Origin of the sequence: Micromonospora sp. WMMD723, assembly GCF_049863385.1 — a bacterium.
Classification (GTDB): domain Bacteria; phylum Actinomycetota; class Actinomycetes; order Mycobacteriales; family Micromonosporaceae; genus Micromonospora; species Micromonospora wenchangensis.
Genome location: NZ_JBMKNR010000001.1, coordinates 5,786,705 through 5,807,677, shown reverse-complemented (window position 1 = coordinate 5,807,677; position 20,973 = coordinate 5,786,705). Strand labels below are relative to the sequence as shown.

At 71.5% G+C, this 20,973-nt stretch carries 22 protein-coding genes and 2 riboswitches; of the genes, 16 read left to right on the top strand and 6 right to left on the bottom strand.

Annotated elements, in window-relative coordinates:
• The first annotated feature begins 210 nt into the window (after nt 1–210).
• From odhI to gcvP, 9 genes are all read left to right on the top strand, one after another.
• Nucleotides 211–663, top strand: coding sequence for an oxoglutarate dehydrogenase inhibitor Odhl (gene odhI, locus ACN261_RS25185; protein ID WP_067311506.1), 453 nt, complete (start codon nt 211–213; stop codon nt 661–663).
• A 50-nt stretch (nt 664–713) separates the two neighbouring features.
• Nucleotides 714–1,409 carry a MerR family transcriptional regulator gene (locus tag ACN261_RS25180; protein WP_204928411.1) on the top strand — a complete coding sequence of 232 codons (696 nt, stop codon included), beginning with the start codon at nt 714–716 and terminating at the stop codon, nt 1,407–1,409.
• Nucleotides 1,410–1,590: 181 nt separating this feature from the next.
• Nucleotides 1,591–2,055: a bifunctional nuclease family protein gene (locus ACN261_RS25175; RefSeq protein WP_088647333.1), complete on the top strand. Its 465-nt coding sequence runs from the start codon at nt 1,591–1,593 to the stop codon at nt 2,053–2,055.
• A gap of 176 nt (nt 2,056–2,231) precedes the next feature.
• Nucleotides 2,232–2,834: a MerR family transcriptional regulator gene (locus ACN261_RS25170; protein ID WP_357927684.1), complete on the top strand. Its 603-nt coding sequence runs from the start codon at nt 2,232–2,234 to the stop codon at nt 2,832–2,834.
• A gap of 395 nt (nt 2,835–3,229) precedes the next feature.
• Nucleotides 3,230–4,432, top strand: a complete 1,203-nt coding sequence (locus tag ACN261_RS25165) for a nitric oxide synthase oxygenase (protein ID WP_421486819.1) — start codon at nt 3,230–3,232, stop codon at nt 4,430–4,432.
• 2 nt (nt 4,433–4,434) lie between these two features.
• The gene (locus tag ACN261_RS25160; protein WP_421482131.1) at nt 4,435–5,664 is read left to right on the top strand and encodes a globin domain-containing protein; all 1,230 of its coding nucleotides are present in this window, start codon (nt 4,435–4,437) and stop codon (nt 5,662–5,664) included.
• The gene (locus ACN261_RS25155; RefSeq protein WP_421482130.1) at nt 5,661–6,296 is read left to right on the top strand and encodes a hypothetical protein; all 636 of its coding nucleotides are present in this window, start codon (nt 5,661–5,663) and stop codon (nt 6,294–6,296) included. Before ACN261_RS25160 ends, ACN261_RS25155 begins: the two co-directional genes overlap by 4 nt.
• A 58-nt stretch (nt 6,297–6,354) precedes the next feature.
• Nucleotides 6,355–7,224, top strand: coding sequence for an NAD-dependent protein deacetylase (locus ACN261_RS25150; RefSeq protein ID WP_425852475.1), 870 nt, complete (start codon nt 6,355–6,357; stop codon nt 7,222–7,224).
• 67 nt (nt 7,225–7,291) lie between these two features.
• Nucleotides 7,292–7,389, top strand: a riboswitch (glycine riboswitch).
• A gap of 78 nt (nt 7,390–7,467) precedes the next feature.
• A complete protein-coding gene (gcvP, locus tag ACN261_RS25145) occupies nt 7,468–10,290 on the top strand; it encodes an aminomethyl-transferring glycine dehydrogenase (RefSeq protein WP_425852473.1) in 2,823 nt (940 codons plus the stop codon).
• A gap of 119 nt (nt 10,291–10,409) precedes the next feature.
• Here the strand turns inward: gcvP and ACN261_RS25140 are convergent, their stop codons facing one another.
• Nucleotides 10,410–10,610, bottom strand: a complete 201-nt coding sequence (locus tag ACN261_RS25140; protein ID WP_088647339.1) for a DUF5999 family protein — start codon at nt 10,608–10,610, stop codon at nt 10,410–10,412.
• A gap of 123 nt (nt 10,611–10,733) precedes the next feature.
• On the opposite strand from ACN261_RS25140, the gene ACN261_RS25135 reads away from it, so the two are divergent.
• Genes ACN261_RS25135 through def form a run of 3 tightly spaced genes read left to right on the top strand, consistent with a single transcriptional unit; the run spans nt 10,734 to nt 13,261 of the window.
• A complete protein-coding gene (locus tag ACN261_RS25135; protein ID WP_421482126.1) occupies nt 10,734–11,927 on the top strand; it encodes a chorismate-binding protein in 1,194 nt (397 codons plus the stop codon).
• Nucleotides 11,928–11,955: 28 nt separating this feature from the next.
• The gene (locus tag ACN261_RS25130) at nt 11,956–12,741 is read left to right on the top strand and encodes a TetR/AcrR family transcriptional regulator (RefSeq protein WP_421482125.1); all 786 of its coding nucleotides are present in this window, start codon (nt 11,956–11,958) and stop codon (nt 12,739–12,741) included.
• Between the two features lie 10 nt (nt 12,742–12,751).
• Nucleotides 12,752–13,261, top strand: a complete 510-nt coding sequence (gene def, locus ACN261_RS25125; RefSeq protein WP_425852471.1) for a peptide deformylase — start codon at nt 12,752–12,754, stop codon at nt 13,259–13,261.
• On the opposite strand, the gene ACN261_RS25120 is transcribed toward def, so the two are convergent.
• Together ACN261_RS25120 and ACN261_RS25115 are read right to left on the bottom strand one after the other, a co-directional pair.
• Complete coding sequence (locus ACN261_RS25120) at nt 13,241–14,035, bottom strand: GNAT family N-acetyltransferase (RefSeq protein ID WP_421482123.1); 795 nt, start codon at nt 14,033–14,035, stop codon at nt 13,241–13,243. The genes def and ACN261_RS25120 overlap by 21 nt on opposite strands.
• 3 nt (nt 14,036–14,038) lie before the next feature.
• Nucleotides 14,039–14,386: a winged helix-turn-helix transcriptional regulator gene (locus ACN261_RS25115; protein ID WP_421482122.1), complete on the bottom strand. Its 348-nt coding sequence runs from the start codon at nt 14,384–14,386 to the stop codon at nt 14,039–14,041.
• Nucleotides 14,387–14,483: 97 nt separating this feature from the next.
• Between ACN261_RS25115 and ACN261_RS25110 the strand changes: the two genes are divergently transcribed.
• Nucleotides 14,484–15,098: a malonic semialdehyde reductase gene (locus ACN261_RS25110; protein ID WP_421482120.1), complete on the top strand. Its 615-nt coding sequence runs from the start codon at nt 14,484–14,486 to the stop codon at nt 15,096–15,098.
• A 54-nt stretch (nt 15,099–15,152) separates the two neighbouring features.
• On the opposite strand, the gene ACN261_RS25105 is transcribed toward ACN261_RS25110, so the two are convergent.
• Nucleotides 15,153–15,911 carry a sulfite exporter TauE/SafE family protein gene (locus ACN261_RS25105; RefSeq protein WP_421482119.1) on the bottom strand — a complete coding sequence of 253 codons (759 nt, stop codon included), beginning with the start codon at nt 15,909–15,911 and terminating at the stop codon, nt 15,153–15,155.
• A gap of 190 nt (nt 15,912–16,101) precedes the next feature.
• Here ACN261_RS25105 and ACN261_RS25100 point away from each other — a divergent pair, with 190 nt between their 5' ends.
• A complete protein-coding gene (locus ACN261_RS25100) occupies nt 16,102–16,881 on the top strand; it encodes an endonuclease/exonuclease/phosphatase family protein (RefSeq protein WP_421482118.1) in 780 nt (259 codons plus the stop codon).
• On the opposite strand, the gene ACN261_RS25095 is transcribed toward ACN261_RS25100, so the two are convergent.
• Complete coding sequence (locus ACN261_RS25095; RefSeq protein WP_425852467.1) at nt 16,804–17,793, bottom strand: bifunctional 5,10-methylenetetrahydrofolate dehydrogenase/5,10-methenyltetrahydrofolate cyclohydrolase; 990 nt, start codon at nt 17,791–17,793, stop codon at nt 16,804–16,806. The genes ACN261_RS25100 and ACN261_RS25095 overlap by 78 nt on opposite strands.
• A gap of 13 nt (nt 17,794–17,806) precedes the next feature.
• Nucleotides 17,807–17,883: riboswitch (ZMP/ZTP riboswitch) on the bottom strand.
• 41 nt (nt 17,884–17,924) lie between these two features.
• Nucleotides 17,925–18,929 (bottom strand): tyrosine-type recombinase/integrase, encoded by a 1,005-nt coding sequence (locus ACN261_RS25090; protein ID WP_421482116.1) that lies wholly within the window; start codon nt 18,927–18,929, stop codon nt 17,925–17,927.
• A gap of 503 nt (nt 18,930–19,432) precedes the next feature.
• On the opposite strand from ACN261_RS25090, the gene ACN261_RS25085 reads away from it, so the two are divergent.
• Nucleotides 19,433–20,848, top strand: a complete 1,416-nt coding sequence (locus tag ACN261_RS25085) for an OFA family MFS transporter (protein ID WP_425852466.1) — start codon at nt 19,433–19,435, stop codon at nt 20,846–20,848.
• Nucleotides 20,845–20,970, top strand: a complete 126-nt coding sequence (locus ACN261_RS25080; protein WP_421482114.1) for an MFS transporter small subunit — start codon at nt 20,845–20,847, stop codon at nt 20,968–20,970. Before ACN261_RS25085 ends, ACN261_RS25080 begins: the two co-directional genes overlap by 4 nt.
• Nucleotides 20,971–20,973 lie beyond the last annotated feature (3 nt).

The window sequence follows — 20,973 nt, the reverse complement described above, 5'->3', positions numbered from 1 at the left end:
CGTGCCGGGCGTGGGTGTTTGTGCCGCGCGTCCGGTTGCCCTGCATTTCGGCGCTGGCTAGGCTCGCCCAGTCGACCGAGAACCCCAAATTGGTGCAGTGTTGGGTGATTGCCTTTCGTGGGCAGGGGGAGCCAGTCGTCGGGTGATCTTCCCGGGGGCCGTACCCGCCGTTATCCTGTGCTGACCGAAACTGATCCGTGAGGTGGTCCCATGACGCGCCCAGGCGACGAGTTCCCCCCGCTCGACGTCACTTCGACGCTCAATCTCGGTTCGTTGGACGAAGTGCTGGAGGGTCCGGACACCGATGTGGTGCCGAGTCGGATGTCCGGCTCGTTGCCGCCGGGTATGGCGCTGCTGGTGGTTCGTCGGGGCCCGAATGCGGGTGCCCGGTTCCTGTTGGACCATGATGTGACGACGAGTGGCCGGCATCCGGACAGTGACATCTTCCTGGACGATGTGACGGTGTCGCGGCGGCATGCGGAGTTCCATCGGGATTCCGGGACGTTCACGGTGCGGGATGTGGGGAGTCTGAACGGCACCTACGTGAACCGGGAGCGGGTGGAGGCTGCCACGTTGAGCAATGGCGACGAGGTGCAGATCGGTAAGTTCCGGGTGGTGTTCATCGCCGGTCCTCGCCCGGAGGAGGAGGCCGGCCGGGGGTGAACGAGCCTGCGGCCTCCATGCCGTCCGGGGCGGCCCGGTCGCACCCGCTGATGAGTATCGGTGAGGTGTTGGGTCAGCTGCGGGTGGAGTTTCCGGACGTCACGATTTCGAAGTTGCGGTTCCTTGAGGCCGAGGGTCTGGTGGAGCCGCAGCGGACGGCGGCGGGGTACCGGAAGTACAGCTGGGATGATGTGGCCCGGTTGCGGTTCGTGTTGACTGCGCAGCGTGATCAGTATCTGCCGTTGCGGGTGATTCGTGAGCAGTTGGCGCAGTGGGACGGTGGTGAGGAGGCGCCGGGTCGGCAGCGACCGACGTTGGTGGCGGTGGGTCCCGGTGGTGAGGTGCCGGGCCGGTCGGCGGAGGAGCCTGAGTCGCAGGTGCGGCTCGGGCGGGCCGATCTGGTGGCGCGTAGTGGGATCGCCGAGTCGACGTTGGGTGAGTTGGAGCGGCTCGGGGTGTTGGTGCCGGATCCGCCGGGGTGGTATGACGCGGATGCGTTGATCATCGCGCGGGCGGTGGCGGGTTTGGCGGCGTACGGGTTGGAGCCTCGTCATCTGCGGGGTTACCGGTCGTCGGCGGATCGTGAGGTGGGTTTGTTCGCGCAGTTGGTGGCGCCGTTGGCGCGGCAGTCTGATCCGGCGGCGCGGGCGCGGGCGGCGGAGACGGCGCGGGAGTTGGTGGCGTTGTCGCAGCAGTTGCATGCGGCGTTGGTGCGGGTGGGGTTGCGGTCGACGTTGGGTCGGTGAGGGGTTCGGCTGGTGTGTGCGGAAGGTTCTGCCCCGGGAAGCGTGCCGTAGGCTTGCCGGGGTAAACCCTTTTCCGGCGCGGTGCGGGGCTGGTGCGGTGGGGACTGCCGTGTCGTGGTCCGTGTACCGTGCAGGGACGGGGCGCGGTGCGGGTGTAGGCGACAACGACACGGAGGCGGCGGTGCGCGAGCTGAGCGTGGTCGGGGTTCGGGTGGAGCTGCCCAGCAACCAACCGATCGTCCTGCTCAGGGAGGTCGAGGGCGACCGCTATCTGCCGATCTGGATCGGTGCGGTCGAGGCCACGGCCATCGCTTATGAGCAGCAGGGGGTCAAACCGGCCCGGCCGTTGACGCATGATCTGTTGCGGGACGTGCTGGCGGCGTTGCAGGCGCCGTTGCGGGCGGTGGAGATCACCGAGTTGAAGGAGAACGTCTTCTACGCTGATCTGTTGCTGGGTGACGGGGTGCGGGTGTCGGCCCGGCCGAGTGATTCGATCGCGTTGGCGTTGCGGGTGGGTGCGCCTATTCGTTGTGCGGAGCAGGTCCTCAGTGAGGCGGGGATCGTGATTCCCGACGAGCAGGAGGATGAGGTGGAGAAGTTCCGGGAGTTCCTGGAGCAGGTGCGTCCGGAGGATTTCGCGGGCTGATCGTGGCTTCGTCGTGGGTGTCGCGGTGGCGATGCCGGTGTCGTGGTGTGTCGTCGCGCGGCGTGTCGCGGCGGTTTCTCCGTGGTAACCGCTTGGTGCGGCGTTAGGGTTGCCGTGTCGAGGGGTGTGCGTCGGTGGCACCGGCGTGTTACCGCACTGACGGGGAGGTTGTCGGGATGCACGAGCCGCGGGAGCCTGAGCCAGGTGTGGAGCGGGGCGAGTCGGTGGCGCCGTCGGTGCCGGTGGACGGGGACGGTGCGGTTGGTTACCGGGGTGTGACGGCCTGTCATGCGGCGGGGATCAGTTACCGTCAGCTGGACTACTGGGCGCGGACGACGCTGGTGGTGCCGAGTGTGCGGGACGCGTCGGGTTCGGGGACGTCGCGGTTGTACTCGTTCCGCGATCTGGTGGTGTTGAAGGTCGTGAAGCGGCTGCTGGACGCCGGGGTTTCGTTGCAGAACATCCGTAAGGCGATCGAGGCGTTGCGGTCGCGTGGGGTGGAGGACCTGGCGGGGATCACGCTGATCTCGGACGGGACGACGGTGTACGAGTGCCGGTCCCCGGAGGAGGTGGTGGATCTGTTGCAGGGTGGCCAGGGGGTGTTCGGGATCGCGATCGGTGGGGCGTTCAAGGAGATCCAGGGTTCGTTGTCGCATCTGCCGGCGGAGCCGGCGGTGCCGGGTGGTGGTGAGGTGGTACCGGCGGCGCAGGAGGGTGTGTCGTCGGAGGTGGTGGGGGACGAGTTGGCGGCGCGGCGGGCGCGGCGTCGGGCGGGTTGATTCAGGTGGTGTGGACGCCGCGGCCGGGTTCCGGTCGCGGCGTCGTCGTGTCCGGGTGGTGCCGGAAGTCGGCTCGGTATGCCGGGTGGACTCTGGTGGTCCCGGGGGTGGGTCGGGCCGCCGTTGCCGTCCATAAGGGACGTTCTGGGATGGAGCGCTGTTGTTGACAGGTGTTCTCCGGCCAGGAATCCTGTCCAGGGCGATCACCAGAGACACCGATCGGGTCACGGTGAGTGACGGTTGGTGGTGGCGTCGAGCTGATGCGTGGAGCATGGTGCGGGGGTCGCATCCGTGGTCCCGCCGAGGACGGGAAACGAACCGAAGTGCACATCGATCACTATGTCGGCCTGGGTTCCGCGCGGGCCGGCGGTGCTGTCGCCGATCATGCCGCCGAGTTGCGTTGCCCGGTCACCGCCGCGTCGCCTGCCGAGCCGGTGGGCTCCGATGGGGACGTGCTGGCCGAGGCGACGGAGTTCCTGGGGGCGTTGCACGCCGAGCGGCAGCTGCCGGGGTTGGCGGCGCGGCTGGCGGAGGTGCGGGAGGAGGTCGCGTTGACCGGCTCGTACCGGCACACCCGGGAGGAGTTGGAGTACGGGGCGAAGGTGGCGTGGCGGCAGTCGGCGCGGTGTGTGGGTCGGGTGCGGTGGGCGGGGTTGCGGGTGCGGGACCGTCGGCACGTGACGACGGCGGCGGGGATCGCGCAGGAGTTGGCGGCGCATCTGGCGGCGGGGGACAACGGGGGTCGGATCCAGTCGGTGATCACGGTGTTCGCGCCGGACCGGCCGGGGGTGGGTCCGCGGGCGCGGATCTGGAACGACCAGTTGGTGCGGTACTGCGGTCATGTGCGTGCCGATGGCGGGGTGTTGGGTGATCCGGCGCAGGTGGCGATGGTGCGGGCGGCCCGCCGGTTGGGGTGGCGTCCGCCGCCGGTGCCGGGTCGGTTCGATCTGTTGCCGTGGGTGATCGAGACGGCGCACGAGTCGCCGTCGGTGTGGGAGGTGCCGCGGGAGTTGGTGCGGGAGGTGGCGTTGACCCATCCGGATCATCCGTGGTTCGCGGATCTGATGCTGCGTTGGCATGCGCTACCGGTGATCAGTAACATGCGTCTGCGTATCGGCGGGGTCGACTACAGTTGCGCGCCGTTCAACGGTCACTATCTGGGTGACGAGATCGGGACCCGGAACATGGGCGACCGGGAGCGGTACGACCAGTTGCCGGTGGTGGCGGCGGGGTTGGGGTTGGACACGTCGCGGGAGGACACCCTGTGGCGGGAGCATGCGGCGTTGGTGTTGAACCAGGCGGTGCTGCACTCGTTCCGGGTGGCGGGGGTGCGGGTGTCCGATCCGCACACCGAGTCGGAGTTGTTCATGAAGTTCTGTGCGCAGGAGGAGCGGGCGGGTCGGCCGGTGCACGGTGACTGGTCGTGGTTGAACGGGAGTGTGGGGTGGGCGGCGTTGCATGCGGTGCATCACCGTTACTACGACACCCGGGTCCCGAATCCGAATCTCTGGCAGACTGACCGCGTTTACGACCCGGATGGTGTGGTGGCGATGACGTTGCGTGAGCGTCACGACGTGGCTCGCGCGCAGGAGGACTGACGATGGACAACGCGGCGTTGCGCCAGAGTTGGAGCCAGTTCTCCGCCGCCGGGCCGGAGGCGGCGAAGTATTTCTATGCCACGTTGTTCGTGGTGTCGCCGGAGGCCCGGTCGATGTTCCCGACGAACATGCAGTACCAGGAGGACAAGCTCCTGGCCGCGTTGGGTCACATCATCACCAGTTTGGACGATCCGGAGGCGTTGACGGCGTTCGCGCAGCGGTTGGGTGCGGATCACCGGCGGTTCCACGGCCACGACCAGCGGGGTAACCCGGTGGTGTTGGGGGAGCGGCACTACATCTGGGTGGGTCAGGCGTTGCTGGCCACGTTGGAGCGTTTCCTCGGCCCGTACTTCACCCCGGCGTTGCGGGCGCAGTGGGCGGCGGCGTACGAGCTGGTGGCGAAGATGATGCTCGACGGGGCGGCGGAGGCGGAGCTGTCGTCGCCGCCGCACTGGGAGGCGGAGGTGGTGACGGCGGAGCGTCGTCGCGCCGACATCATGGTGTTCACGGTGCGTCCGAACTATCTGTGCAACTACCGGCCGGGGCAGTCGTTGCCGGTGCAGGTGCCGCAGTTGCGGACGTGGCGGTACCTGTCGCCGGCGAACGCGCCTCGGGCGGACGGGACGATCGAGTTCCACGTGCGGGCGGCGGGCCGGTTCTCCACGTATCTGGTGCGCCGGTTGCGGGCGGGGGAGCGGTTGTTGTTGGGGCATCCGACGGGGTCGGCGTTGTCGTCGTACGACCGGTCGCCGCACCTGCCGTTGTTGCTGATCGCTGGTGGGACGGGGTTGGCGCCGTTGCGGGCGGTGGTGGAGGCGGTGCAGCAGGGCGCGGGGCGGCGTACGACGCTGGTGGTGGGTGGTCGTACCCCGGATGACCTGTACGACGAGGCGGCGTTGTCGCGGTTGGCGGCGATGCCGCCGGCGGCGGGGTGGCAGCATGCGGGCGCGGGGTGGTTGCGGTATGTGCCGACGGTGGAGACGGGCTGGGGTTGGCAGGGGGCGATCGGTCGGGCGGGTGACACGGCGGTGCGGTTGGGGCCGTGGGTGGACACGGAGATCCTGGTGTGTGGGAGTCCGGAGATGACCCGGGACACGGTGGCGATGCTGGTGCGTGCGGGTGTGGCGCCGGAGCAGATCCTGACCGAGAGCTATGATCATTCTCTCTATCCGCCGCTCGCCGAGGCCGGTGCCGTGGGCCCGCGCGACTTCAGTGGGACAGGTGCCCGATGAGCGTCGACCACTCCGACCGGGTTTTGGCCGAGCAGGGTGAGATCGCCCGCCAGTTGTCGGTGTTGGAGGAGCGGCGGTTCCGGGGCAGCCACTGGTTGTCCGCCGACGAGGTCGCGGCGGTGGTGCGGGCGGCCGACGACCGGATCGGGTTGCTGACGGCGGAGTTGGAGCGGCAGCGGCGGGAGAACCAGGGGCTGCTGAGTCAGGTGGAGATGCTGCGGCACGGGACGTTGCCGAGCACCGCGCCGCAGGGACCGGATCCGATGACCGTCGAGTTGGCGATGCGGGCGCAGGACGAGGCGAACCGGACGATCGGTGAGGCCAGCGCGGAGGGCGCGGAGATCATCGCCGATGCGCGGCGGCAGGCGGAGGAGATCCTCGCCGATGCGCACCGGCGGGCCGGTGAGGTGGGTGCGGCGGTTGCGCCGGCCGCCGTGCCGTCGCCGGAGTTGGCGGGGAAGTTGCAGGCGTTGGAGGAGCGGCACGCGGCGGCGTTGGCGGCGGTCGCTGCGGCGCAGCAACAGCTCAACCGGTGGCAGTCGTATCTTGCGGCGCAGTCGGAGCAGCTGCGGGCGGACGCGGCGGCGGCCGGTGGGGCCAGTGCGCAGCTGCGGGCGGTGCTGGGCGGTTGACCCCGTGCGACCCGCACGCGCGTGTGCGGGTCGCCGCGGGTGGGGTCGCTGAGGCAGCATGGGACGGGTGACGGAGACGATCGACGCGGTGGCCGCGCTGGTGGCGGCCGGTGGGGTCGTGGTGGTGAGTGGGGCGGGCCTGTCCACCGAGTCGGGTATCCCCGACTACCGGGGGCCGACGGGTGCGGCCCGCCGGCACACACCGATGACGTACCAGGCGTTCGTCGGGGATGCGGCGGCGCGGCGACGGTACTGGGCGCGTAGTCACCTGGGGTGGCGCACGATCGTGGGGGCGACGCCGAACGGCGGGCACCGGGCGGTGGCCCGGTTGCAGGCCGCCGGCCTGGTCGACGGGGTGATCACGCAGAACGTCGATGGTCTGCACACGGCGGCGGGCAGCGGGCAGGTGGTGGAGTTGCACGGCCGCCTGGACACGGTGGTGTGCCTGCGCTGCGGTGACCGAACGGCGCGGGCGCAGCTGCACCGGCGGCTGGTGGCGGCGAATCCGGGGTTCGACGCGACGGTGGCGGTGGTGAATCCCGACGGTGACGTGGATCTCGATGACGCCCGGGTGGCCGGGTTCCGGATGGTCGACTGCGGCTGTTGTGGCGCGGGGATGCTGAAACCGGACGTGGTGTTCTTCGGGGAGTCGGTGCCGGCGGCGCGGGTGGCGCGGTGTTTCGCGATGGTCGACGCGGCGCGGGCGGTGCTGGTGCTGGGGTCGTCGTTGACGGTGTTGTCGGGGCGTCGGTTCGTGCTGCGGGCGGCGAAGTCGGGCATTCCGGTGGTGATCGCCAACCAGGGTCCCACCCGCGGTGACGGGTATGCGACGCTGCGGGTGGACGCACCGCTGGGCTGGTTCCTGCCGGCGCTCGCCGACCGGGTGGCGGCGGCCGTGCCACCCGGTCGGCGAGCGCCGGCCGGCTGACATCCACCCGGGCGGGGGTACGACATCCGTCGGTAACGGGGGCGCTGGTAGCGTTGACCATGCCGACACCACCCGCGCGGGAGAGATCGCCCAGCAGTATCCGGGCGGCGCCGAAGGGGCAGATTCTCCCCGGAACCTCTCAGGCAGAAGGACCGCGACGGGCAGGCACTGTGGAGCGCCCGTGGCGTGACTCAGGGGGAGGCCGATCCGTCGACCTCGCCGCCTGAGTCAGGAGCGTCACGCATGACCGTAGAGCAGTTCGCCGACCGGCACATCGGTCCCGGTCCGGACGACGAGCGCCGCATGGTGGAGGCCGTCGGGTACGGGTCGATCGACGAGCTGATGGACGCGGCGATCCCCGAGGTGATCCGCTGGCACGGGGCGTTGGATCTGCCGGCGCCGGCCACCGAGCGGGAGGCGATCGCCGAGCTGCGGGCGTTGGCGTCCCGGAACACGGTGGCGGTGTCGATGATCGGTCTGGGTTACCACGGCACCCACACCCCGGCGGTGATCCGCCGCAACGTGCTGGAGAACCCGGCCTGGTACACGGCGTACACGCCGTACCAGCCGGAGATCAGTCAGGGCCGGTTGGAGGCGCTGCTGAACTTCCAGACGATGGTGACGGACTTGACCGGTCTGGCGACGGCGAACGCGTCGATGCTCGACGAGGCGACCGCGGCGGCGGAGGCGATGACGTTGGCGCGGCGGGCGTCGAAGAGCCGCAGCGCCGTGTACGTGGTCGACGCCGACGCGTTGCCGCAGACCGTCGCGGTGCTGTGCGGTCGGGCCGAGCCGTTGGGTATCGAGGTGCGGGTGGTGGACCTGGCCGTCGAGGAGTTGCCGGCGGAGTTCTTCGGGCTGCACCTGCAGTATCCGGGGGCGTCGGGGCTGGTGCGGGACCATGCGCCGCTGGTGGCGGCGGCGCACGCGGTGGGCGCGTTGGTGACGGTGGCGGCGGACCTGTTGGCGTTGACGCTGCTGCGGGCGCCGGGGCGGATCGGGGTGGACATCGCGGCGGGCACCACCCAACGGTTCGGGGTGCCGATGGGCTTCGGGGGGCCGCACGCCGGTTACCTGGCGGTGCGGGCCGGGTTGGAGCGGATGCTGCCGGGTCGGCTGGTCGGGGTGTCCCGGGACGCGGCCGGTGAGCCGGCGTACCGGTTGGCGTTGCAGACGCGGGAGCAGCACATCCGGCGGGAGAAGGCGACCAGCAACATCTGCACCGCGCAGGTGCTGCTGGCGGTGATGGCCGGCATGTACGCCGTGTACCACGGGCCGGACGGGCTGCGGCGGATCGCCGACCGTACCCGGTCGATGGCGCTGCGGTTGGCGGCGGGGCTGCGCGCCGGTGGCGTCGAGGTCGTCGACGGGGTGTTCTTCGACACGGTGACGGCGGTGGTGCCGGGTCGGGCGGCGCGGGTGGTGGCGGCGGCGCGGGAGCGGGGGGTGAACCTGCGGCTGGTCGACGCCGACCGGGTGGGGGTGTCGTGTGACGAGACGACCACCGGGGGGCACCTGGCGGTGGTGTGGGAGGCGTTCGGGGTGGACCCGGTCGTCGGGGACGTGGCGGAGGCGGTGCCGGCCGGGTTGGCGCGGGACACCGACTTCCTCACCCATCCGGTGTTCCGCAGCCACCGGTCGGAGACGGCGATGCTGCGGTACCTGCGTCGGCTGGCGGACTTCGACTACGCCCTGGACCGGGGCATGATCCCGTTGGGGTCGTGCACGATGAAACTGAACGCGACCACCGAGATGGAGCCGGTGACGTGGCCGGAGTTCGCCCATCTGCATCCGTTCGCCCCGGACGAGCAGACCGCCGGTTACCGGGAGCTGATCGGGCAGCTGGAGGGGTGGCTGGCGGAGGTGACCGGCTACGACGCGGTCAGTGTGCAGCCCAACGCCGGGTCGCAGGGGGAGCTGGCCGGGTTGTTGGCGATCCGCGCGTACCACCGGGACCGGGGTGACGGTCACCGGGACGTGTGTCTGATCCCGTCGTCGGCGCACGGCACGAACGCCGCGTCGGCGGTGATGGCCGGGATGCGGGTGGTGGTGGTCGGCTGTGACGCCGACGGCAACGTCGACCTGGTCGACCTCGACGCGAAGATCGACAAGCATCGGGACGCCCTCGCGGCGATCATGGTGACGTACCCGTCGACGCACGGCGTGTACGAGACGGGCATCGCGTCGCTGTGCGCGAAGGTCCACGACGCCGGCGGCCAGGTGTACGTCGACGGGGCGAACCTCAACGCGCTGGTCGGGTTCGCCAAGCCGGGCCGGTTCGGGGCGGACGTGTCGCACCTGAACCTGCACAAGACGTTCTGCATTCCGCACGGCGGCGGCGGGCCGGGGGTGGGTCCGGTGGCGGTGCGGGAGCACCTGGCGGCGTATCTGCCGGGTGACCCGTCGGGTGCCCGGGTGGCGGGTGCGCCGGCGATCTCGGCGGCCCGGTACGGGTCGGCGGGCATCCTGCCGATCCCGTGGGCGTACCTGCGGATGATGGGCGCGGCGGGGCTGGCCCGGGCGACGGGGGTGGCGGTGCTGGCCGCGAACTACGTGGCGGTGCGGCTGCGCGACCACTTCCCGGTGCTGTACACCGGCAACAAGGGCCTGGTGGCGCACGAGTGCATCCTGGATCTGCGGCCGTTGACGAAGGCGACCGGGGTCAGTGTCGACGACGTTGCGAAGCGTCTGATCGACTACGGGTTCCACGCGCCGACGATGTCGTTCCCGGTGGCGGGGACGCTGATGGTGGAGCCGACCGAGAGTGAGGACCTGGCCGAGCTGGACCGGTTCTGCGACGCGATGATCGCCATCCGGGCGGAGATCGACGAGGTGGCGTCGGGGCGGTGGCCGGCGGGGGACAACCCGCTGAGCAACGCCCCGCACACCGCGGCGATGGTGTCCGGGGACGAGTGGCCGCACCCGTATCCGCGGTCGGTGGGCGCGTACCCGGCCGGGGTGGACCGGGTGGGGAAGTACTGGCCGCCGGTGCGGCGCGTCGACGGCGCGTACGGCGACCGGAACCTGGTGTGTTCGTGTCCGGCGCCGGAGGCGTTCCAGGACTGAGGCGCGGTGCCGGGGCGGCGGTCGTGTGCCGCCCCGGTGCGGCGACCGGGGGAGGGCGGCCCCCACGTGGGGGCTAGCCTGGTGCGACGGGTCGGCGTCGCCGACGCATCGTGATCGGGTCAGGCGACGAGGGCGTGCCGGGCCGGCCCGCGGTGCGGGGCGATGGTGCTGCCGTCAGGGAGGAGTTCACCGGTGTCCTCGAAGACGATGACACCGTTGCAGAGCAGGCTCCAGCCCTGCTCAGGGAAGCAGGCGATGACTCGGGCGGCGTCCCGGTCGGTCGCTTCGGCGGAGGGACAGGGGATCTGGTGCTGGCACATCGGGTTCTCCGGACTGTGGGGGCACTGTGTCATGGTTCACATGACCAGTGACGCACAGTACCAAGGGACGGCGCACCGGATCGAGCAGCCTTCCGCCATGTTGCCCGGAAATCCGCTGAACGGATGAGGAGGAATCAGCCACCCGGCGTGGAAACGCTCCCAACGGTCCCGGTCGACGTACCCGCAGTGCCGGCCCCCTGCCGCAGCGTGCTCGTCGAACGCGACCGCTACGAGTGGCAGATCACCGACGGTGGTGACCCGGCCGCGCAGATCACCGCTTTCCTCACCGCCCACGGCCTGCCCGTCGACGACCTGACCCGCCCGGCGGCCCACCGCGCCGACGGCCCCTGCGGCGCCGCCCTGTTCGTCTCCGCCGCCGCCGGGGCCCGGATGGCCGGCGCACCCACCGGCCCCGCCAGCCCCGTGCCCGCCCTGCCCGACGTCGCCGTCGTCGTCTACGACCACGGCCCCCGCCGCCCGCCGCCCGCCGCACCGGCACCCGACCGGCTGCGGCTCGGCCCGTGGCGGGACAGCTGGACCGGCACCCAGCACGCCGACGCCGTACGTGCCGTCCGCGCCGCCATCGCCCGCGGCGACGTCTACCAGGTCAACGTGGTCGGCCACGCCGCCGCCACCTACACCGGTGACCCCCGGCCCGCCCTGGCCCGCCTCGCCGGACTACCCGGCGCCCGCTACGGCGGCACCCTGCACGGCGACGGCTGGAGCATCGGCTGCGCCTCACCGGAAACCCTCGTCGCCGTGCACGCCGGCCGGGTCGTCACCCGCCCCATCAAGGGCACCCGCCCCGCCACCCCGGCCGGCCGCCGCGACCTGCTCGCCTCCGCCAAGGAACGCGCCGAACACATCATGATCGTCGACCTGGAACGCAACGACCTCGCCCGCATCGCCCGCACCGGCTCGGTGACCGTCGACGACCTGTTCACCGTCCGCCGCTGGTGTGACCTGTGGCAGGCCGAGTCGACCGTGTCGGCGGCCCTCGCCGACGGGGCCGGCCTGACCGACCTGCTGCGCGCCACCTGCCCCGGCGGCTCGGTCACCGGCGCGCCCAAACACGCCGCGCTGGCGCTGATCGCCGCCGTGGAACCCGTCGGCCGGGGCGCCGGCATGGGCGCGTTCGGCTGGATCGGCCCCGGCCACCTCGATTTGGGCCTGACCATCCGCACCGCCGCCGCCGACCACGACCGGCTGCACCTGTGGGCCGGTGGCGGCATCACCTGGGACAGTGACCCCACCGCCGAGGTCGCCGAAGCCGCCGCGAAGGCCGCCCCGCTACGGGCCCTGCTCGCCGCCGGCTGAGCGCACCCGGGCCGTTAGGGTGGCGGGCATGCACGTCGAGTACAGCGGCACCGGTGACCCCGCCCGCAGCCTCGCCCTGCTGTGGCGCACCCGCGAGCGGGTCAGCCGCAGCGGCGACCTCGGCGTCGACCAGATCGTCCGGGCCGCCATCGACGTCGCCGACGCCGAGGGGCTCGCCGCGCTGTCCATGCGTCGGGTCGCCGAACGTCTCGGCGTCGGCACCATGTCCCTCTACACGCACGTGCCCGGCAAGGGGGAACTGCTCGACGTCATGCTCGACACCGTGCACGGCGAAACCCCCCGCCCCACCGACGTCCCCGGCGGCTGGCGCGGCCGACTGGAGCGCATCGCCCGGGACAAGTGGGCGTTGTACCTGCGCCACCCGTGGCTGCTGCAGGTCGCCACCACCCGCCCCCCGCTGGGCCCCCAGGTCACCGCCCGCTACGACTACGAACTACGCGCCGTCGAGGGCACCGGCCTGACCGACCTGGAGATGGACGCCGTGGTCACCCTCGTCGACTCCTACGTCCACGGCGCGGTACGCGGCGCGGTGGAGACCGCCCAGGCCACCGGTCGCACCGGCCTCACCGACGAACAGTGGTGGCACGCCCACGCCCCCTACCTGGAGAAGGTCATGGACCCGGCGAGGTTCCCCACCGCCGCCCGGGTCGGCGCCGCCGCCGGGCAGGAGTACCAGGCCGCCACCGACCCGACCCGCGCCTTCGAGTTCGGCCTGGCCCGCGTCCTCGACGGCATCGCCGCGCTCATCGCCGACCGGTGCGCCGACTCACCGCCACCGGCGACCCCCCGATAGCCTTCCCGACATGACCGTACGCCCGATCCGGATCATCGGTGACCCCGTCCTGCGCACCGCCTGCACCCCGGTGACCCGCTTCGACGACGCCCTGCAGCAGCTCGTCGACGACCTGATGGACACCCTCACCGGCGAACCCGGCCGGGCCGGTGTCGCCGCCCCCCAGATCGGCGTCGACGCCCAGGTGTTCGTCTACGACGCCGACGGCCACCGGGGACACCTGATCAACCCCACCATCGAACTGTCCGACGACATCCAGGACGACGACGAGGGCTGCCTGTCCATCCCCGGCCTGTACTTCCCGACCCGCCGCGCCCTGCACGCCACCGTGCACGGCGTCGACCGGCACGGTGACCCGCTGACCATCTCCGGCAGCGGCTTCCTCGCCCGTGCCCTGCAACACGAGACCGATCACCTCGCCGGCCGGCTCTACGTCGACACCCTGCGCGGCGACGTCCGCCGCAAGGCCCTGCGGGAGATCCGCGCCGGCCGGTTCGACTCACCCCGCCGACGCGGCTGACCCCGCCCCGACGGTCAACGTGTACTCGCCGAACCCGGCGACGCGGGTGAACCCCAACCGTTCGTAGAGGCGCACGGCCACCGCGTTGTCGGCCCGCACGTTCAACGTCACATGGTCGACGCTCGCCGCCAACCGGGCACACAACGCGGCCACCACCGCAGCGCCCAGGCCCCGCCCCCGCACCTGCGGGCGGGTGGTCACGTTCCCCACCGCGGCCACCCGGTACGTCGGCGACCACACGTGCACCCCGGCCACCGCCAGCAGCGCGTCGCCCTCGCGTATCCCCACGTAGTGGCCGGTGTCGAGCATCCGCGCGTCGAACCAGTTCCCCGGGTACGCCACCGCGTACAGGTCCCGCAACGCCGGCAGGTCCGCCGCGTCGAGCACCTCACCGGTGGCGGCGGTGCCGGCGAGCCGCCCCGGGTCGGTCAACGCCATCCGCAGGTGCGCCCCGGCCGGGGTGAGGACGTACCGGCCCGCGAGGACCCGCTCCAGGCCGGGGGACAGGTGCGCGTACAGGCGGGCCGGCAGCACCGGGGCCACCTCGTCGAGCAGCGCCGCCATGGCCGCGCTGTCGCGCTGCGCGGCGAACGCCAGCAGCACCGGCTCGACCGCCCCGTGGTAGAGCAGCACCACCTGGTCACCGCGCCGGAACCACGACGTGTACGGCCAGAAGAACTCGTCCAGGTCACCCAGCTGGTAGGCGTGCAGCACCGGATCACGGCGTAGCAGCGCGGCCAGCACGGCACGGTCGTGTTCGGCGCGGACCGGCACCGGTCAGCAACGACCCGTGGGAAGGTTCTCGTCGGCCCACCGGGCCAGCTCGTCCAGCGCCGGCAGCAGGGCCGCGCCCCGCCCGGTCAACTGGTAGCTGACGCCCAGCGGGGGACCCTCGCGCACCGTGCGGCTGACCAGGTCCACCCGGGCCAGCTCACCGAGTCGGTCCGACAGCACCGACTCGCTGATGCCGGGCAGCGCCCGCGCCAGCTCGGCGAAGCCGGCCGGCCCCTGGGCGAGGGTGCCGAGGATCATGCCGTTCCACCGCTTGCCGAGGAACGCGAACGCCCGGGACAGCCCCCCGGGGCAGGCGCGGGGCCCGCCGTCGGTCGGGGAGCACGTCGTCATCGTCCCAGCATACGTGGTCCGCAACTCACCCTAGTAGCTTCGAAAAAACTAGCTGCTACTCTGGTCGCAGTAATCGTCGTTCCGACCGGAGGACACCATGACCGACGTACTGCCCGGCCACCTGATCACCCTCGACCCGCAGGCCCAGGCCCAACTGTTCACCGAAGCCCGCACGGCCAACACCTTCACCGACACCCCCGTCAGCGACGAACAACTCCGCGCCATCTTCGACCTCGCCAAGTACCCACCCACCGCCATGAACGTCCAACCCCTGCGCGTCCTGTTCGTCCGCCCCGGCGACGGCCGCGACCGCCTCCTCACCCACGTCGCCGAGGGCAACCGCGCCAAGACCGCCACCGCACCCGTCGTCGCCGTCCTCGCCGCCGACACCGACTTCCACGAACACCTCGACACCGTCTTCCCCATCCGCCCCGGCATGCGCGAACACTTCGCCGCCGACCCCGCCACCCGCGACGGCATGGCCCGCTTCAACGCCGGCCTCCAGGTCGGCTACTTCCTCCTCGCCGTCCGCGCCGCCGGCCTCGCCGCCGGACCCATGGGCGGATTCGACGCCACCGGCGTCGACAACGAATTCTTCACCGGCACCGGCTGGAAGTCCCTGCTCCTGGTCAACATCGGCCACCCCGGCCCCGACGCCTGGCACCCCCGGCTGCCCCGCCTCGACTACGACACCGTCGTCCGGCACGCCTGACCCACCGACACACCCCGCACCAACCCCGGCTGGCCGGCCGAGCGCCACCCACGCTCAGCCGGCCAGCCACTGGTCGTACCCCAACTTCGCCACCAACGCCAACACCACCACCAGCAACACCACCCGCACGAACCCCGCACCCCGACGCAACGCCATCCGCGCCCCCACCGCCGCCCCCGCCACGTTGCACACCGCCATCACCGCACCCAACGCCCACCACACATGCCCAGTCAACCCGAACACCACAAGCGCACCCAGATTCGTGCCAGCATTCACGACCTTCGCCATCGCCGAGGCGTGCACGAAATCCGAACCCAGAATCGCCGTGAACGCCAACACCAGGAACGTGCCCGTACCCGGCCCGATCAACCCGTCGTACAGGGCGATACCCAGACCCGCCACCCCCACCGCCACCACCACCCGCACCGGCGTCCGCCGCTGCGGCCACGCCACCACACCCAGCGACGGCCGCGCGAGCACGAACACCGCCACCGCCACCAGCACCACGAGCACCACCGGCCGGTACGCGCTACCCGGAACCGCACCCGCCAACGCCGCACCCAACCCCGCCGTCAGCACCGCCAACCCCGCCGCCGGACCCGCCACCGCCCAGTCCAGCTCCGTCCGCCGCGCATACGTCACCGCCGCCGTCGACGTGCCGAAGATCGCCGCCAACTTGTTCGTCCCCAACGCCGTCGCCACCGGCACCCCCGGCGCCGCCACCAACAACGCCGGCAACAACAACAACCCACCCCCACCCACCACCGCATCCACCCACCCGGCCAGGGCAGCCGCAGTCAGCAGAGTCGTCAACGACACAGCATCCACGGCCCGCCATTCTCCCCACCCCACCCGGCCACCCACCCACCCGAGTGGCCCACCTCACCGCCCCCGCCGCCTGCGCAACCACATCCCCACCACACCCACCGCCACGAACACCAGCACCGAACAACACAACAACCTGATCATCCAGCAACTGTCCCACGCCACGTAGGGTGCACACGTGCGCCTGGCCACCTTCAACCTGCTCCACGGCCGCTCCCTGACCGACGGACTCGTCGACCCCGACCGGCTCACCGCCGCCGTCCACGCCCTCGACGCCGACATCCTCGCCCTCCAGGAAGTCGACCGCGACCAGTCCCGCAGCGGCCACCACGACCTCACCACCATCGCCGCCCACGCCCTCGACGCCCCCGAACACCGCTTCGCCGCCGCCGTCGTCGGCACCCCCGGCGAACACTTCCGCCCCCTACGCCACGACGACGACGGCCACGGCGAACCCTGCTACGGCATCGGCCTGATCAGCCGCCACCGGGTCCGCAGCTGGCACGTCACCCGCCTCAAACCCGCCCCCATCCGCTCACCCCTCTACGCCCCCGGCCCCGGCGGCGGCCTCATCCTCCTGCGCGACGAACCCCGCGTCGTCCTCGCCGCCGTCCTCGACACCCCCCACGGCCCCCTCACCGCCGCCGCCACCCACCTGTCCTTCGTCCCCGGCTGGAACGCCTACCAACTCCGCCGCGTCGTACGCGCCCTACGCGCCCTACCCGCCCCCCGCATCCTCCTCGGCGACCTCAACCTCCCCGCCGGCCCCGCCCGCCTCCTCACCGGCTGGCAACCCCTCGCCCGCCACCCCACCTACCCCGCCACCGCACCCCGCGTGCAACTCGACCACATCCTCGCCGACCCCCACGACCGGCACCGGCTACCCCCGGTCACCGCCACCGCCACCCCCCGCTCCACCATCTCCGACCACCGCCCCCTCGTCGTCGACCTCGGCTGAACCGCCCCACCCGGGCACCCCCGCCCCGCACGCCCGCCGCGCCGCCCGCAACGCGTTACGGAACAACATCGCCACCGTCGTCGGACCCACCCCACCCACCCGCGGCGTGATCGCCCCCGCCACCCGCGCACACGACTCGTCCACATCCGGCAACAACCGACGACCCTCGTACCGCACCCCACCACCCACCACCACCGCACCCGGACGCACATGCTCCGGACGCACGATCCCCGGCACCCCCGCCGCCGCCACCAGGATCTCCGCCCGCCGCGTGTACCGCGGCCAGTCCGCCACCCCCGTGTGCACCACCGTCACCGCCGCGTTCGCCGTCGGCCGCTTCTGCGCCAACAACATCGCCAACGGACGCCCCAACGTCGCACCACGACCCAACACCACCACCTCCCGCCCCGCCACCGGCACCCCGTGGAACGCCAACAACGCCTCGATCCCCGCCGGCGTACACGGCAACGGCCCCGGCAACCCCAACGCCAACCGGCCCATGTTCACCGGATGCATCCCGTCCACGTCCGAATCCGGATCCAACACCTCCAACGCCCGGTCATAGTCCAGATGCCCCGGAACCGGATGCTGCACCAACACCGCGTGCACCCCGGCGTCGTCGTTGAAATCCCGCAACACCCGGTGCAGATCCGCCTGCGACGCCGACCCGGGCAACCGCACGTGCGGCGACGCGAACCCCAACTCCGCCGCCTGCCGAGACTTGATCCGGATGTACCCGGCACTGGCGTCGTCGTCACCCACCAGCACCGTCGCCAACGCCGGCACCACCCCGACCGCCCGCAACGCCGCCACCCCCTCGGCGACCTCGGCGAGAATCCGCTCCGCCACCGGCCCACCCGGCAACAACCGCGCCGTACCGGACGTGGGGGACAGAGAAGAGGAAACAGACATGGCTCACCTCGACCACGGAGGCCCAGGCGGTCGACCCCCGCGACGAGCTCCCCGATGGTTGACCCATCCCCGTGCCGCCAGTCGCGTCCACCCACACCATCCCACACCCACCCCCTGACACACCGCCCCGATCACTCACCCGGCCCACCCGACACCAACCCCACCAACACCCGGTTCGTCCGGTTCGACCGCACCGCCGCCCGCTGCTGACCCGCCGTCACCTCGATGTACGTCTGCGACGACGCCAACGACGCATGCCCCAACAACCGCATGATCTCCGCCGCCCCCGCCCCGTCCTCGGCCAACCGGGTCGCGAACGTGTGCCGCAACGCGTGCAACCGCGCACCCGCCGGCACCCGGTCGGTGATCCCCGCCCGCCGATAACAGGAATCCACCAGATACTGCAACCCGCCCCGACGCAACGGCTCACCCCGCCGGTCCACGAACAACACCCCGTCCGGTCGGACGCTGCGCGCCCCGAACCGCCGCCGCCGACTGTCCAGGTAGGCCGACACCACCTCGTCCAACTCCGGCTCGACCGGCACCACCCTCGGCCGACCGCCCTTACCGGCCACCGCCACCCGACGCTCACCGGCCCGCCCCGACACCGACGACACCCGCAACGCCAACAGCTCCGCCAGACGCAGCCCCGCGCACAACGCCAACGCCAACACCGCCACGTCCCGCTCCGGCCACGGGTCACGCTGCCGCGCGTCCTCCCGCGACACCGACTCCAGCAGCAGCTCCGGGGTGTCCTCACCCCGCAACGGCTTGGGCTGGGGGAGCGGCGCCCGGGGACGCCCCACCGCCGGCATCGGATTGCCCGCCACCACCTGCTCGGCCACCAGGAACGAGAAGAACCCGTTCCAGCTCGACCAGGCCCGGTGCACCGACGCCGCCGCCCGGGGCGCGGCGAACCGGGCGAACGCCGCCCGCATCACCCGGGGGGAGAGGGTGGAGATCATCAACTGGTCGGGGGACAGGGGAGGGGTGCACTCCTCACCGGCCAGTGTCGCGACGGCCAGCAGGTCCCGCCGGTACGCCTCCTGGGTGTGTGGGGAGGGCTTGCGGGTGGCCCGCGCGGTCAGGAACTCCTCGATGAGCCGTCCAACCGATTCGTCCTGTTTGTCATGCATAAGGGATATTATGCAGCTTTCTCGGGTTGCCGGCCACCCAGGGGAGGGGAGCGACATCAGGCTGTTCCGCAGTGCATCCGGACCGGGCCGGGTTCCACCTGCCGGCATCCGCTCGGGTCGTTGTCCGCACCGGCAGTCCACGCACACCAACTGACGTCCCACGGGGACACCGGTGGCTCGTCGGCTGCCTGACCCGCACAGGCGTCCCGTCGGATCAGCGCGACAGGGCGCGGCCCGCCGTTGTGCGGCGTCTACCGCGCGGGCGCGGGAAGCGGTTGCGGCCCCGAAGGTGGGCAGTCGCATCCCGGGTGTCCGAAGGCCGGCAGGGGGCTCCTCTCCCGGTTTACTTTACATAATGTGCATTATCGAATCAGCATCGGGGCGGCTGCGGTGACCGTCCGGCTCACCGGGGCGACCGCTGGGCGCGGCACCGGTTTGCCCGCCGTGGGCGGCGGGGGCATGTGAGGGGCACGTCACCGCGATGTCCCGGAGAGGAAGCACCGATGCTGTCCGCACTCGACCGTCGGCACACCGTCGCGCCGCCCGGGTACAGCCGCTGGCTGATCCCCCCGGCGGCGCTGGCGATCCATCTCTGCATCGGCCAGGTCTACGCGACCAGCGTCTACAAGAACTCCCTGATCGCGCACTTCGACGCGAGCCAGACGGCGATCGGGGTGATCTTCAGCATCGCGATCGTGATGCTGGGGTTGTCGGCGGCGGTCGCCGGCACCTGGGTCGAGGCGAACGGGCCGCGCAAGGCGATGTTCGTCTCGGCGTGTTTCTGGGCGGCCGGGTTCGGCGTCGGCGCGCTGGGCATCGCCACCGGGCAGCTGTGGCTGTTGTACGTCGGGTACGGGCTGTTGGGCGGGATCGGGTTGGGTATCGGCTACATCTCCCCCGTGTCCACGTTGATCAAGTGGTTCCCGGACCGGCCGGGGCTGGCCACCGGTCTGGCGATCATGGGTTTCGGTGGTGGGGCGATGGTGGCCTCTCCCCTGTCGCGTCAGCTGCTGTCGTTGTACGACTCCGGGTACGACCCGGCGGACGCCGGGTCGACGGCCTCGGGACCGGCGTTGGTCTGGTTGTTCGTCACGCTGGGTGTCGGCTACTTCGTGATCATGATGTTCGGGGTGGTCAACGTGCGGGTGCCGGCGGCGCACTGGCGGCCGGACGGGTTCGATCCGGCTGCGGTGGCGGCGAAGCCGCTGGTGACCACGGCGAACGTGTCGGCGGCGAACGCGGTGCGGACCCGGGCGTTCTGGCTGCTGTGGGTGGTGTTGTTCTGCAACGTGACCGCCGGCATCGGGATCCTGGAGCAGGCCAGCCCGATGATCCAGGACTTCTTCCGCGACGGGGGCGGCTCGGCGGTGTCGGTGGCCGCGGCGGGCGGATTCGTGGGCCTGTTGTCGTTGTTCAACATGGCCGGTCGGTTCGTCTGGTCGTCGACGTCGGACGTGCTCGGCCGCAGGCCGATCTACCTGGTGTACCTGGGTGTGGGGATGGTGCTGTACGCGGCGCTGGCCCTGGTCGGGCAGACGGCGACGGCGCTGTTCGTGCTGCTGGCCTGCGTCATCCTGTCGTTCTACGGTGGTGGGTTCGCGACCGTTCCGGCGTACCTGCGGGACCTGTTCGGCACGGTCGAGGTGGGGGCGATCCACGGCCGGTTGCTGACCGCGTGGTCGGCGGCGGGGGTGGCCGGGCCGTTGATCGTCAACGCGTTCCTGGACGCGCAGGGTGAGCCGGGGACGTTGACGGCGTCGGCGTACCGGCCGGCGTTGTTCACGATGGTCGGGGTGCTGGCGGTGGGCTTCGTGGCGAACCTGCTGGTGCGTCCGGTGCCGCAGCGGTACCACGAGCGGACCGGTGGGCGGGACGGGGATACGGATGTGGTGACGACGCGGAGGGGTGGCGCGCGATGAACGAGGACGGTCCCCGGGGGCAGCGGGTCCGGTTGTGGGTTTCCTGGTCGCTGGTGTCGGTGCTGCTGGGTTACGGGGTGGTGCAGACGGTGCTGACGGCGGCGAGGCTGTTCACCGGGTGAAAG

Excerpts from the sequence above, each read along its gene's own strand:
- ACN261_RS25135 (WP_421482126.1), top strand. The coding sequence starts at position 10,734 with ATGAGGAGGAATCAGCCACCCGGCGTGGAAACGCTCCCAACGGTCCCG.
- def (WP_425852471.1), top strand. The coding sequence starts at position 12,752 with ATGACCGTACGCCCGATCCGGATCATCGGTGACCCCGTCCTGCGCACC.
- ACN261_RS25130 (WP_421482125.1), top strand. The coding sequence starts at position 11,956 with ATGCACGTCGAGTACAGCGGCACCGGTGACCCCGCCCGCAGCCTCGCC.
- ACN261_RS25180 (WP_204928411.1), top strand. The coding sequence starts at position 714 with ATGAGTATCGGTGAGGTGTTGGGTCAGCTGCGGGTGGAGTTTCCGGAC.
- ACN261_RS25085 (WP_425852466.1), top strand. The coding sequence starts at position 19,433 with ATGCTGTCCGCACTCGACCGTCGGCACACCGTCGCGCCGCCCGGGTAC.
- ACN261_RS25115 (WP_421482122.1), bottom strand. The coding sequence starts at position 14,386 with ATGACGACGTGCTCCCCGACCGACGGCGGGCCCCGCGCCTGCCCCGGG.
- gcvP (WP_425852473.1), top strand. The coding sequence starts at position 7,468 with ATGACCGTAGAGCAGTTCGCCGACCGGCACATCGGTCCCGGTCCGGAC.
- ACN261_RS25080 (WP_421482114.1), top strand. The coding sequence starts at position 20,845 with ATGAACGAGGACGGTCCCCGGGGGCAGCGGGTCCGGTTGTGGGTTTCC.
- ACN261_RS25160 (WP_421482131.1), top strand. The coding sequence starts at position 4,435 with ATGGACAACGCGGCGTTGCGCCAGAGTTGGAGCCAGTTCTCCGCCGCC.
- odhI (WP_067311506.1), top strand. The coding sequence starts at position 211 with ATGACGCGCCCAGGCGACGAGTTCCCCCCGCTCGACGTCACTTCGACG.
- ACN261_RS25140 (WP_088647339.1), bottom strand. The coding sequence starts at position 10,610 with ATGTGCCAGCACCAGATCCCCTGTCCCTCCGCCGAAGCGACCGACCGG.
- ACN261_RS25110 (WP_421482120.1), top strand. The coding sequence starts at position 14,484 with ATGACCGACGTACTGCCCGGCCACCTGATCACCCTCGACCCGCAGGCC.
- ACN261_RS25155 (WP_421482130.1), top strand. The coding sequence starts at position 5,661 with ATGAGCGTCGACCACTCCGACCGGGTTTTGGCCGAGCAGGGTGAGATC.
- ACN261_RS25090 (WP_421482116.1), bottom strand. The coding sequence starts at position 18,929 with ATGCATGACAAACAGGACGAATCGGTTGGACGGCTCATCGAGGAGTTC.
- ACN261_RS25150 (WP_425852475.1), top strand. The coding sequence starts at position 6,355 with ATGGGACGGGTGACGGAGACGATCGACGCGGTGGCCGCGCTGGTGGCG.
- ACN261_RS25095 (WP_425852467.1), bottom strand. The coding sequence starts at position 17,793 with ATGTCTGTTTCCTCTTCTCTGTCCCCCACGTCCGGTACGGCGCGGTTG.
- ACN261_RS25170 (WP_357927684.1), top strand. The coding sequence starts at position 2,232 with ATGCACGAGCCGCGGGAGCCTGAGCCAGGTGTGGAGCGGGGCGAGTCG.